Here is a 12,342-nt window from a genome sequence, read left to right as displayed (position 1 = left end):
CTGCTGTGCTGACACTCCACCTCGCCGAGCGGTCTCCGGAGGCCGCTGTGCTGGTCGACGGGGCGTCCATCGCCGCCGTCGGCCCGTACGAGGAACTGGCCGCCGCCGAGCCCCGGGCGCGGGTCCGGCGCTGGCCCGGCATCCTCACCCCGGGACTGCTGAACCCGTACGGCCCGGAGCTGCTGGAGGCCACCTACCACCCCGACCCGCGCGAGGCCGATGTGCTCGGCACCGAGCCCATCGGCGGGGCGAGGGCGCGGGAGATCTTCCGCGCCGACCCCGCACGCCTCGGCGCGAGCGCGCGGCGCGGGGTGCAGCGGATGCTGGCGCACGGCACGGTGGCGGTCGCCGGGGAGCTGCGGTCGCGGGCCGCGGTCGACGCGGTGCGCAGGGCCGGGCTCGCGATGGGACAGCGGCCGGACCGACTGCCGGGCCCGGCGGCCCTGTCCCCGACCCCGCTGATCCTGCTGCCGAGGCTGGTGCCGGACGGTCCCGCCCGGTTCGCCGTGTTCGACGTCGCGGACCGGGCCGAACTGGTCCGACGCGGCGCCGGGACCTGCGTGGCGACCGTGATCGGCGGGCGGCTGGTGTACCGCGGCCGCTGACCGGGCTCAACCGGAGAACCGCTTCCCGAACGCCCCCGAACTCTGGCTCACCCCACTGCAGTCGGTCGCCGCGTCGTCCTGATCCGAATCTCCGTCCGCGCACTGCCGGTCGCGGAAGCTCGACCACATCGACACCCAGGCGATCTCCTTCTCCTCGGCGAACTTCCGCACCTGCGCGGCGTCGGAGAGCGTGAACGTCTCCCCGTCCACGTCGTTGACGCCGATCATCGAGGTGAGCGCCATGCCCCGCCAGGCCCCCGCGTCGGAGAGCCCGAACACCTTCTTCAGCTGCGCATGCGCGGCCTTGGCCGAGGTGAGGGCGTAGTCGCCCATGTCGCCGGTGTACGACTCGCCGTAGTTCATCGTCATGAGGTTGACGGTGGAGACCTGGACGTCGTACGTGTTCGCGGACTCCAGCAGCGCGAGGCCGTCCGCGTCGAGCCCGGAGGGCATCACCGGGAGGGTGAAGGAGACCTCCACGTCGGGCCGCTCCCGCTGCAGTCGGGCTATCGCCTTCGAGCGCAGGGCGACCGAGCCGGAGTCGGTCAGCTCGTCGCCCTCGATGTCGAAGTCGGCCTGCGTGGAGCCGGCCGCGTCCAGCGCCTTTGCGTAGGCGGCGGCCAGTGCGGAGGCGCTGTCGCAGGTGGCGGCCAGTTCCTTGCCGGAGGCACCGCCGAAGGAGACGCGGACCGTGGCGCCGTCCCGCTTCAGCCGTGAGATCCGGGACTTCACGGCGGAGTCGCCGATCGCCTCGGTGCCGTTCCACTTCGGTGTGCAGGCGCTGCCGCCCGAGATCACGAAGGCGAGGTTGTACGTCGCCGGGGATCCGGCGGAGTCGGTGGCAGAGGTCTCGGTGGCACTGACGTAGGGGGCGTAGTCGGGGGCATAGGAGGCGTGGGCGGACGTGCTTGCGGTCTGAGCCGAGCACCCGGTCACAGCGACTGCAAACATGCAGGTGAACCCGGTGATCCACGTCAGAGAACTCCTCATCGCACACATACCCGCTCTCGTGATTTCTGTCTCAAGATGGAAACAGAATTGGTTTCCCGGAGGAGAATGTCTCACATCTCTATGCGGTCCACCTGGGCATTCTCAGGAAAAATACAGCTTGGCAGGTCTTTCATGGCTGGCTCACAAGAATCCACGAGAAAGACCCACATAAAGGCCTCCTAATATCCGGGGAATGCATTCCGAACCCGCCATCGAAAGTCGCGCCGCCAGGCGTGGTCGCCGTCGCAAACATGGCAACGGGTCCGTCGAGGGGCCCGTGTTCGTTGACTCCAGTGGACGCCGCTCGAAGGTGCTGCGCCGGATCGGCCTGCTCATCGGCGTCGTCTGCCTCACGTACGCGGGCGTGCTCGGCGCCGCCTTCATGGGCTGGGGCACCTCCCTCAGCCCGTCCTCGCTGCTTCCCTTCGGTGACGCCCAGGGCGGCCAGGGGCCGGGCGGCATCCGCCCGCGGGGCGGGATCGGCCGCCAGGCGGGCCTCCCGTCCCCCTCTGCATCCGTATCCGTGTCCCCGCCGGTATCTGTGTCCCCGTCCGTATCCGTATCCGCGTCCGTGTCCGCGGCCGGCAACTGACGGGGCGCAGGCGGCAGTCATGACCACTCCCACTCCCACGCCCTCACCCCGCGGCCGCAGGCGCGCCCCGACCCGTATCGAGCGGGCGGCAGGAAAGGCGGCGGCGCTGCAGCGCCCGCGCGTCATCCTCGCCCTGCTGCTCCTGCTGGCACTGACCTGCGTGATGCTGCTCGACGGCTATCTGCGCGCCGAGGTCGGCGGCGACCAGCGTGTGCGCACCGGCGCGAGCTCCAGCAAGGTCCCCGACAAGGTCCTGAACGGCGGCCCGATCCTGACCTTCCGGGGCGGCCAGGCCACCACGGTCTCCGTCCCGTCCAAGACCATCGCGCTCACCTTCGACGACGGCCCGAACCCGACCTGGACCCCGCAGGTCCTCGCGATCCTGCGCAAGTACGACGTCCCCGGCACGTTCTTCCTGGTCGGCTCGATGGTGTCGCGCTACCCGGGCATCGTGAAGACGATGGTCCAGCAGGGCAACGAGGTCGGCATCCACACCTTCACGCACGTCGACCTGTCGTACCAGAGTGATGCCCGCGTCAGCCGCGAGATGGAGCAGACACAGCTCGCCCTCGCCGGGGCGGCGGGCATCACCACGACCCTGTTCCGCGCGCCCTACTCCTCAGAGACGGACGCCATCGACAACTACAGCTGGCCCGTCTACAAGAAGCTCGGACAGGACGGCTACACCAGCGTGTTCGTCGACACCGACAGCGACGACTGGAAGAAGCCGGGCGTCTCGAAGATCGTCAAGTGGGCCACGCCCAAGGGCACCAAGGGCGCCTCCGTCCTCTTCCACGACGCGGGCGGCGAACGCTCGCAGACGATCAAGGCACTTCCGCAGTACATCGAGATGATGAAGGCGAAGGGCTACACCTTCACCACCGTCAGCGGGGTCATCGAGAAGCAGCGGGCGACGGAGCGGAAACAGACCGAACGGGAACAGGCCCAGCAGGAACAGGCCCAGCGGGAACAGACCGGGAACGCGGCCGCCGGCCTCCGGGGCACCACCGACGGCAACGGCATCGACCGGCTCCAGGCCGCCCACCGCAAGGCCACCGGCATGACCCTGTACGAGGGCAAGGCCCTCATCGCGGCCGTCGCCGTCGCCGAGTGGACCGTACCCGCGCTCTCGGTCGGGCTGGTCGTCGTGGGCGTGGCCGTCATGGGCCGCTTCGGGATGATGCTGATCCTGGCCCGCCGCCACTTCCGGCAGCGCAACAGGCGCAGGTTCGCCTGGGGGCCGCCGGTCACCGGGCCGGTGAGCGTGATCGTCCCGGCGTACAACGAGAAGGAGTGCATCGCCAACACCCTCGAGTCGCTGGCACGGAGCACCCATCCGATCGAGATCATCGTGGTCGACGACGGCTCGACGGACGGTACGTCCGAGATCGCGCGCAGTGCGGCCGAGTCGCTCGGCATGTCGAACGTCCGGGTCATCCGCCAGGAGAACGCGGGCAAGCCGGCCGCCCTCAACAACGGCGTCCGCAGCGCCAGTCACGACATCGTCGTGATGATGGACGGCGACACGGTTTTCGAGCCGGACACCGTACGGCAGCTCGTGCAGCCCTTCGCCGACCCCGAGGTCGGCGCGGTCGCCGGCAACGCCAAGGTCGGCAACAAGGACACGCTCATCGGCGCCTGGCAGCACATCGAGTACGTGATGGGCTTCAATCTCGACCGGCGCATGTACGACCTGCTGCGCTGCATGCCGACGATCCCGGGCGCGATCGGCGCGTTCCGCCGCGAAGCCGTCCTCCAGGTCGGCGGCATGAGCGAGGACACCCTCGCCGAGGACACCGACATCACCATCGCCCTGCACCGCGCGGGCTGGCGGGTCGTCTACCAGGAGCACGCGCGCGCGTGGACCGAGGCGCCGGGCTCCCTGAAGCAGCTCTGGTCCCAGCGCTACCGCTGGTCGTACGGCACGATGCAGGCCCTGTGGAAACACCGCAAGTCGCTGACCGACAGGGGCCCTTCGGGCCGCTTCGGCCGGGTCGGCATGCCCCTGGTGGTGATCTTCCAGATCGTCACACCGCTCTTCGCCCCGCTCATCGACGTCTTCACCGCTTACTCGATGATCTTCGTCGACTTCCGGGCGGCCCTGTACGCCTGGCTCGCGGTGCTGGGCATCCAGCTCCTCTGCGCGGCCTACGCCTTCCACCTCGACCGCGAGAAGTACCGCTACCTGCTGATGATGCCCCTGCAACAACTCGCCTACCGCCAGATGATGTACCTCGTCCTCATCCACTCCTGCATCACAGCCCTCACCGGGGGCCGCCTGCGCTGGCAGAAACTGAAGCGGACCGGCGAGGTCGGGACACCGGCGGGGGTGAGCTGAGGTGGGCTCCCATCGCAGGGCCACCGCGGCGTGCAGCCGATCCGCCACCGCCACCGCTGTGGGCGGTCGTTCCGCAGGGCGATGGGGGTCCCCCAGCTCGAGCGAAGCCGAGAGTGGGGGAGGGTGGGCACAGCCCTCGACGCCGGACGCCGTCCCGGACACCGCCCAGCCGTCCCAAGCCGATGCACCTCGACGCGACCGCTACTTCGACACCCTCCGAGCAGCGGCCCTCATCCGCGTGGTCACGTACCACACCTTCGGCTGGCCCTGGTGCGGCATGGTCTTCCCCTCGATGGGCATCATGTTCGCCCTCGCCGGCACCCTCATGGCGAAGTCCCTGGAACGCCCAGCTGCCAAGGTCCTGAAGAGCCGCCTGCGCCGCCTCCTGCCCCCCTTCTGGTTCTGGGGCTTCTTCGTAGTCCTCGCCATGCTGATCCACGGCTGGATGCCCGGCTGGCAGATCGTCTACTGGATCGTGCCGCTCGGCGACCCCCCGGGCAACGCATGGGGCGAGCAGGCCTGGGACATCCTCTGGTACCTGCGCACCTACCTCTGGTTCGTCCTGCTCTCCCCCCTGCTGCTGCGGATCTTCCGGCTCGCCCCGCTCCCGGTCCTGCTGCTGTCCCTCACCCCGATCCTGGTGCTGAACTTCCTCTGGTCGGGCCCGGACAACCGCTTCGGCAGCGCCCTGTGGGACCTGTCGACGTACCTCTTCTGCTGGATCCTCGGCTTCGCCCACCGCGACGGCGTGCTCCAGCGGATGAAGCCGGCTCTCGTGGCCGTCCTCGCGCCCGCCGCGCTCGGGTACGGCGGCTGGTACGCCTTCTCGCACCAGGCGGACTTCGGCACGTACGACCTCGACGAGAACCCGCTCGCGCAGGCCTTCTGGTCGGCCGGCTTCGTGCTGCTGCTGATGTGGGCCAAGGCGTACTTCCGGATCGACTTCACCTGGCTCACCCGCTTCCGCCGCCTCGACCGGACGGTCACCGTCTTCAACGCGCGCGCGGTGACGATCTACCTCTGGCACGAGATCGCGCTGATCCTGGCCGTGCCCCTGATCGACCAGTTCTGGAACGTGCCCGCCTTCGAGAAGTACCTGCCTCTCGACAGCCAGTGGTTCATGTTCGGCATCGGCTGGGTCCTGATCGCCGTCTTCGTCCTGGCGTGCGGCTGGGTGGAGGACGTGGCCGCGAAGCAGAAGCCGCGACTGATCCCGGGAGGCCGTGCTGCAAGAATGGGCGGGTGACCCGCGCTTCCCTGAACAAGCAGCCGCACGAAGTCGCCTCGATGTTCGACGACGTGGCGGAACGGTACGACCTGACGAACGACGTGCTGTCGCTCGGCCAGGACCGGCGCTGGCGCAAGGAGGTGGCGAAGGCGGTCGACGCGCGCCCCGCGCAGAAGATCCTCGACCTCGCGGCCGGTACGGCGACCTCCTCGCTGCCCTTCGCGCAGGCGGGCGCGTACGTGGTCCCCTGCGACTTCTCCCTGGGGATGCTCCAGGTCGGCAAGAAGAAGCACACCTGGCTGCCGTTCACGGCGGGCGACGCGACGCGGCTGCCGTTCAAGGACGACACCTTCGACGCCGTCACGATCTCCTTCGGGCTGCGCAACGTGCAGGACTTCGACGCGGCCCTGCGCGAGATGTACCGGGTGACCCGGCCCGGCGGCCGGGTGGTGATCTGCGAGTTCTCGCACCCGACGTGGGCGCCGTTCCGGACCGTCTACACCGAGTACCTGATGCGGGCCCTGCCGCCGGTCGCGCGCGCGGTGTCCTCGAACCCGGACGCGTACGTCTACCTCGCCGAGTCCATCCGCGCCTGGCCCGACCAGCCCGCCCTCGCCGAGCGGCTGCGCAAGGCGGGCTGGTCGAAGGTGGCCTGGCGCAACCTGACCGGAGGCGTGGTCGCGCTGCACCGCGGCTTCAAGGAGAGCTGAGTTCCTCAAGGCCGGGGCCGGCGTCTCACCGGTTGATCACCTCGAAGGCGTCACCGGGCTCGCCCAGTTCCCGTTGCATTCCGCCCCTGGGCGGTCGTGGGATGCGTGGCTCGCGCACGCCCCCGCCGCCCTCACCCTCACCGAAGTCGAACCACACGTACACCATGGAGTCCGGCGGCACCTCGGCACCGGGCTGCGGATACTGGCGTACGACGTACTCGACGACGGTGTGGTGGAAGTCCGGGCGGTCCGGCGCATTGAGAAACAGACCCCGCGCCCGGGCCGTTTCGCGCGCGTCCATGGCCATGAGGCCGACCAGACGAGGAACGCGCACTTCGGGTGTTTTGGGTGTTATAGGCACAGATGTCACCCCCAGCGGTACTGGCAGGGTAACCCGGTCGCGTGCCGCCCGGAAGCGTCATGTGGCTTTCTGTAACACTTGGTTACTTTGAGTCACAGATCAAGGCGGTAGCAGCGGCCCTCGCGCTCCGAGGACGGGGTCACGAACGTCTCCGCGAGCCGCATGCCGAGCCGCCGGGTGACCGCGATGGAGCGTTCGTTGCGCGCGTCGACCATCGCGACCACATGCGGCACCCCCACCGCCCGCAGGCGCTCCAGGGTGGCCTCGGCGGCCGCTGTGGCGTATCCCCGGCCCCAGTGCGCCCGGCCCAGCCGCCAGCCGATCTCGATCTCGCCCGACGGCCCCCACTCGTGTGGCCACGGCTGGGCCCCGGTGAAACCGACGACGTCACCGGAGTCGTCCAGCACCGACCACAGGCAGAATCCCCGCTCCGCGTCGTGCCGGCGCTGGCGTGCGGTCAGCTCCTCGTAGACCGAGAGTTCGGCGGACCTGCCGCCGTGGAACTCCATGACCTCGGGGTCGGCGAAGACCCGGTGCCAGGCGAACGCGTCCTCGTCGGTGGGCACGCGCAGACTTACTGCGGGGAGAGCCTTGTTCACAGGGCAGCCCTTCAGCCGGGTGATCAATTCTGCTGAATAGACTGCCCATGTCCAGTGCCGGTCGGCACGCAGATTTCGAACTCTGGGGAGATCCCGCCGTGACCGAGCCCCTCTCCGACAACACCGCCGATGTGATCGTCGTGGGCGCGGGGCCAGCCGGCTCCACCACCGCGTACCACCTCGCCAAGGCCGGACTCGACGTCCTCCTGCTGGAGAAGACCGAGTTCCCCCGGGAGAAGGTCTGCGGCGACGGCCTCACCCCGCGCGCGGTCAAGCAGCTCGTGGCGATGGGCGTCGACATCTCCGAAGAGGCGGGCTGGCTGCGCAACAAGGGCCTGCGCATCATCGGCGGCGGCTCCCGCCTCCAGCTCGACTGGCCCGATCTCGCCTCCTTCCCCGACTACGGCCTCGTCCGCAAGCGCGACGACTTCGACGAGCAACTCGCCCGCCAGGCCCAGAAGGCGGGAGCGCGGCTGTACGAGCACTGCAACGTCAGCGGCCCCGTCATCGACGACCGCACCGGCCGCATCACGGGCGTGACCGCCAAGCTCGGCGAGGAGAAGCGCGAGGTCACCTTCCACGCCCCGCTCGTCGTCGCCGCCGACGGCAACTCCACCCGCCTGTCCCTGGCGATGGGCCTGCACCGCCGCGAGGACCGCCCGATGGGCGTCGCGGTGCGCACGTACTTCACCTCGCCCCGCCACGAGGACGACTACCTGGAGTCCTGGCTGGAGCTGTGGGACCGGCGCGGCCCCCAGGACCGCCTGCTGCCCGGCTACGGCTGGATCTTCGGTATGGGCGACGGCACCTCCAACGTGGGCCTCGGCGTGCTCAACACCTCGGCCGCCTTCAAGGAGCTGGACTGGCGCGAGATCCTCAAGGCCTGGTGCGCCTCCATGCCCGAGGACTGGGGCTACACCCCCGAGAACATGACCGGCCCGATCCGCGGCGCCGCCCTCCCCATGGCCTTCAACCGCCAGCCGCACTACACCAAGGGCCTGCTGCTCGTCGGCGACGCCGGCGGCCTGGTGAACCCCTTCAACGGCGAGGGCATCGCCTACGCCATGGAGTCCGGCCAGATCGCCGCCGACGTCATCGTCCAGGCCCACGCGCGGGCCACGCCCGCCCAGCGCGAGATCGCCCTGCGGCGCTACCCGCAGGTCCTCAAGGACACCTACGGCGGCTACTACACCCTCGGCCGCGCCTTCGTGAAGCTCATCGGCAACCCGAAAGTCATGCAGATCGCCGCCCAGCGCGGCCTCACCCACCCGGTGCTGATGAAGTTCACCCTCAAGCTCCTCGCGAACCTCACCGACCCCACGGGCGGCGACGCGATGGACCGCATCATCAACGGCCTGAGCAAGGTGGCCCCGAAGGCGTGATCACGCGCGCGTGATGAGCCGCGCCTGATCAGGCGCCGAGAGCCGCAGCATTGGCGGACCGGCGGGCGAACACCTCGTCCCGCCGGTCCGCCATCTGCCGCAGCGCGTCCTTCTTCTCCCGCTTGGAGAGCCGGTCCAGGTAGATGTACCCGTTGGTGTGGTCCGTCTCGTGGGCGAGGCAGCGCGCGAAGTACCCCGTGCCCTCGACGACCAGGGGATGGCCGTCCTTGTCCTGCCCGCGCACGACGGCACGCTCGGGCCGCGCTACGGCCATCACGGCACCCGGCACCGACAGGCACCCCTCGCCCTCGTCGATCAGCCGCCGTCCGACCGGGGCGGACTCCAGCACCGGATTGACGATGTGCCCGACATGGCGGACTCCGTCGTCATCGGGGCAGTCGTACACGAACAGGCGCAGATCGACCCCGACCTGATTCGCCGCCAGCCCCGCCCCCTCGGCGACATACATCGTGAGGAACATGTCGTCGATGAGCGCGGCGAGATCGGGCCCGAACTCCGTGACATCCCGGCACGGCTTGTGCAGGACCTCCTCGCCCACCTCGGTGATACGGCGCACCGCACCGCGCCCGGCCTCGGGGGCGAAACGCGGGTAGTGGTCGGCGGGACTGCCCTGGACGAACACACGTGGCATCGCTGTGTCTCCCTGTGTTTGTGAGGATGCTGTGGGTGACAGGGCCGCGGGCTTCCGGCTTCCGGAGCCCCTCCCTACCCTCCGGTACTCATGACAACAGAACACGCGCAGCAGTCACAGGGGCACGCCACGCCCTCCCGGAGGCGCTTCCTGACGGCGGCGGGAGGGGCGGTCGCCGGGAGTGTCACCGGTGCCGCCGGCTTAGCGGCGGCCCCGACGGCGGCCGCGGCGCCCCGGGCGGCCGGAAAGCGCGTCGCCGTCCTCGGCGGCGGGGTCTCCGGCCTCAGCGCCGCCCACGAACTCGCCGAACGCGGCTACGCCGTCACCGTCTACGAGTACTACGACCACCTCGGCGGCAAGGCCCGCTCGATGGACGTCCCCGGTACCGGCATCGCAGGCCGCAAACCGCTCCCCGGCGAACACGGCTTCCGGTTCTTCCCCGGCTTCTACCGGAACCTGCCGGACACGATGCGCCGCATCCCCGTCCCCGGCAACGCGAACGGCGTCCACGACAACCTCCGCAGCGGCACGGAGGCGCTGTTCGCCCGCGACTCCGGCCGCCCCGACCTGCACTTCCCCCTGCGGCGGGCCACCACCCCGCCCGCACCCGGGGACATCACCCCGACCTGGCTCCGCGACCAGATCCTGTCCGTACTGGACCTCGGCACCCGCCTGCCGGCCCACGAGGCCGCCTACTTCGCCGACCGCCTCCTGGTCCACCTCACCAGCTGCGACGCCCGCCGCGAGGACCAGTGGGAGAAGACGGCCTGGTGGGACTTCATCCGGGCCGGCGAGATGAGCAGGGAGTACCAGGTCGTCCTCGGTATCGGCCAGACCCGCAACCTGGTGGCCACCCGCGCCGAGATCGCCTCCACCCGCACCGTCGGCCGGGTCATCATCGAGGCCCTGCTCCTGTGGGGTCTGCTCGGCCGCGGCATGGACGGCGACGCCGACATCGACCGTGTCCTCAACGCCCCCACCAGCGAGGCCTGGATCGACCCCTGGGAGAGGCACCTGCGCTCCCTCGGCGTCGAGTTCGTGCTCGGCACCCAGGTGCGTGAGGTGGTCCACGAGGGCGGCCGGGTGACCGGCGTCCGCGTCTCGGACCGGGACGGCGGACAGGAGCGCACGGTCACCGCCGACCACTACGTCTCCGCCCTGCCCGTCGAACACGCCCGCGCGACCTGGGGCCGGTCCCTGCGCGCCGCCGACCCGCAGCTCGGCCGCTGCGACGCGCTGAAGACCGACTGGATGACCGGCGTCCAGTTCTATCTGCGCACGCCCATACCCGTCGTCCACGGGCACATCAACTGCCTCGACTCGCCCTGGGCGGTGACGGGCATCGGCCAGGCCCAGTTCTGGGACGTACGGGACTTCTCGCGCGACTACGGGGACGGACAGGCCCACGACTGCCTGTCGGCGATCATCTCCGAGTGGGACAAGCCAGGCATTCTGTACGGCAAGACGGCCCGTGCCTGCACCAAGGAGGAGATCGTCGCCGAGCTGTGGGCCCAGCTGAAGGACGGGGTGAACGACTCCGGCAAGACGACGCTCAGGGACGAGGACCGGCTCGGCTGGTTCATGGACCCCGCGGTGACCGGCCTGGGCGGCCCCGACCCGCAGAACCGGGAACAGCTCCTGATCCACCCCACGGGCACGCTCTACAACCGTCCGTCGGCCAGGACGGCGGTGCCCAACTTCTTCCTCGCCGGCGACTACGTCCGCACGGATGTCGACCTCGCGACGATGGAGGGCGCCAACGAGTCCGCGCGACGGGCCGTCAACGCGCTCCTGGACGCGGACGACTCGGGCAGCGAGCGCTGCCGGATCTGGGAGCTGTTCAGCCCGCCCGAGATGGAGCCCCTCAAACGCGTCGACGAGCTGCGCTACCGGCTGGGGCTGCCCAACACCTTCGACCTGGGATGAGCCCAATGAGCCCAATAGGGCTAACTTGCCCGGATCGACCCGGAAATGAGGTCGAGATGAACTCGGGATGAGTTCGGGATGAGCCCGAAGGGCCGCTGCCCCCGAGCGGCTGCGGCCCTGCGCGCGTGTGTGGCGTGCTGAGTGCTCAGAGCACCCGCACGGCGCCGGTCGGCGGGTCGTACGACAGCGGGTGCTCCCCGACTCCGCTGGACGGGTTCTGCGCGCCGACGAACATGCCGTCGCCCACGTACACCGCGACGTGGTACGCGCTGCCCGCGCTGCCCCAGTACAGGATGTCGCCCGGCTGCAGGTTGCTCAGCGACACCTGGGTGCCGGCCGTCGACTGGTCCTGGGAGACGCGCGGCAGGCTGATGCCCACCTGCTTGAAGGCCGTCTGCACCAGACCGGAGCAGTCGTAGGCGGACGGGCCGGTGGCGCCGGAGACGTACGCCTTGCCGATCTGCGCCTTCACGAAGGCGACGACGGCCGCGGCCGAACCGGTGGCCGTGCCGGTGGAGGTGTCGGTGCTCGCCGTGGTGGAGAGCGTCGTCCGCTCCGCGTTGCGCGAGGCACGCTCGGCGGCGGCCTTGCGGGCGGCCTCCTGAGCCTTCTTCTTGGCCTCCGCGGCCTTCTGCTTGGCGTCCGCGAGGTCCGCCTTGGCCTGCTTCGCGGCGTTTGCGGCGGCCTGGTCACGCTCTGCCTGCAGCTGGTAGTTCGCGGCGGTCTGCTGCGTGGCGTCCGCGGACTGGGCGACCTGAGCGGCCAGGTCGGCCGTCAGGGTGGGCAGTTCGAGGGTCTGCGTCACCGGCTCGGCAGCGTTCGCCGAACCGGACGCCCCGGCGACTGCCAGGGTGCTGAGGACGCCACCGGCAACTCCGGCCCGCACGGCGATGGTCGACGCGCTGCGGCGGGGCTTCCGGTGGCTGCGTATGTGAGCGGTGTGGGGCATGGGAATAACG

12 protein-coding genes are annotated in these 12,342 nt (G+C 70.0%); 7 read left to right on the top strand and 5 right to left on the bottom strand.

Annotation, left to right across the window (positions count from 1 at the left end; translation table 11 throughout):
* Positions 1–5 precede the first annotated feature (5 nt).
* A complete protein-coding gene (locus CRP49_RS09650; RefSeq protein ID WP_097253005.1) occupies positions 6–605 on the top strand; it encodes a hypothetical protein in 600 nt (199 codons plus the stop codon).
* 6 nt (positions 606–611) lie between these two features.
* On the opposite strand, the gene CRP49_RS09645 is transcribed toward CRP49_RS09650, so the two are convergent.
* The gene (locus tag CRP49_RS09645) at positions 612–1,595 is read right to left on the bottom strand and encodes a chitinase (protein WP_097253004.1); all 984 of its coding nucleotides are present in this window, start codon (positions 1,593–1,595) and stop codon (positions 612–614) included.
* A 277-nt stretch (positions 1,596–1,872) separates the two neighbouring features.
* Here CRP49_RS09645 and CRP49_RS09640 point away from each other — a divergent pair, with 277 nt between their 5' ends.
* From CRP49_RS09640 to CRP49_RS09625, 4 genes are read left to right on the top strand one after another with little or no spacing between them, the layout of a single operon-like run.
* Positions 1,873–2,187 (top strand): hypothetical protein, encoded by a 315-nt coding sequence (locus tag CRP49_RS09640; RefSeq protein WP_097253003.1) that lies wholly within the window; start codon positions 1,873–1,875, stop codon positions 2,185–2,187.
* Between the two features lie 19 nt (positions 2,188–2,206).
* Positions 2,207–4,525, top strand: coding sequence for a bifunctional polysaccharide deacetylase/glycosyltransferase family 2 protein (locus tag CRP49_RS09635; RefSeq protein ID WP_097253002.1), 2,319 nt, complete (start codon positions 2,207–2,209; stop codon positions 4,523–4,525).
* 58 nt (positions 4,526–4,583) lie between these two features.
* Positions 4,584–5,771, top strand: a complete 1,188-nt coding sequence (locus CRP49_RS09630) for an acyltransferase (protein WP_097257271.1) — start codon at positions 4,584–4,586, stop codon at positions 5,769–5,771.
* Positions 5,768–6,463, top strand: a complete 696-nt coding sequence (locus CRP49_RS09625; RefSeq protein WP_094215598.1) for a demethylmenaquinone methyltransferase — start codon at positions 5,768–5,770, stop codon at positions 6,461–6,463. The genes CRP49_RS09630 and CRP49_RS09625 overlap by 4 nt, the downstream gene beginning before the upstream one ends.
* A gap of 25 nt (positions 6,464–6,488) precedes the next feature.
* Here CRP49_RS09625 and CRP49_RS09620 read toward each other — a convergent pair whose 3' ends face one another.
* Both CRP49_RS09620 and CRP49_RS09615 read right to left on the bottom strand, forming a co-directional pair.
* On the bottom strand, positions 6,489–6,797 hold the full coding sequence (locus tag CRP49_RS09620) for a PASTA domain-containing protein (protein WP_097253001.1): 309 nt from the start codon (positions 6,795–6,797) through the stop codon (positions 6,489–6,491).
* 119 nt (positions 6,798–6,916) lie between these two features.
* Entirely contained in the window at positions 6,917–7,423 is a 507-nt protein-coding gene (locus tag CRP49_RS09615) for a GNAT family N-acetyltransferase (protein ID WP_257033347.1), read from the bottom strand.
* A 47-nt stretch (positions 7,424–7,470) separates the two neighbouring features.
* On the opposite strand from CRP49_RS09615, the gene CRP49_RS09610 reads away from it, so the two are divergent.
* A complete protein-coding gene (locus tag CRP49_RS09610; RefSeq protein ID WP_097252999.1) occupies positions 7,471–8,805 on the top strand; it encodes a geranylgeranyl reductase family protein in 1,335 nt (444 codons plus the stop codon).
* A gap of 28 nt (positions 8,806–8,833) precedes the next feature.
* Here the strand turns inward: CRP49_RS09610 and def are convergent, their stop codons facing one another.
* Positions 8,834–9,457 carry a peptide deformylase gene (gene def, locus CRP49_RS09605; protein WP_097252998.1) on the bottom strand — a complete coding sequence of 208 codons (624 nt, stop codon included), beginning with the start codon at positions 9,455–9,457 and terminating at the stop codon, positions 8,834–8,836.
* Between the two features lie 90 nt (positions 9,458–9,547).
* Between def and CRP49_RS09600 the strand changes: the two genes are divergently transcribed.
* Positions 9,548–11,383: an FAD-dependent oxidoreductase gene (locus CRP49_RS09600; protein ID WP_097252997.1), complete on the top strand. Its 1,836-nt coding sequence runs from the start codon at positions 9,548–9,550 to the stop codon at positions 11,381–11,383.
* 145 nt (positions 11,384–11,528) lie between these two features.
* Here CRP49_RS09600 and CRP49_RS09595 read toward each other — a convergent pair whose 3' ends face one another.
* Positions 11,529–12,332, bottom strand: a complete 804-nt coding sequence (locus tag CRP49_RS09595; RefSeq protein WP_097252996.1) for a C40 family peptidase — start codon at positions 12,330–12,332, stop codon at positions 11,529–11,531.
* Positions 12,333–12,342: the final 10 nt, after the last annotated feature.

The sequence above is a fragment of the Streptomyces sp. Ag109_G2-15 genome, from assembly GCF_900215565.1.
Taxonomy (GTDB): Bacteria; Actinomycetota; Actinomycetes; order Streptomycetales; family Streptomycetaceae; genus Streptomyces; species Streptomyces diastatochromogenes.
This window is presented reverse-complemented; position numbering and strand designations above follow the sequence as displayed.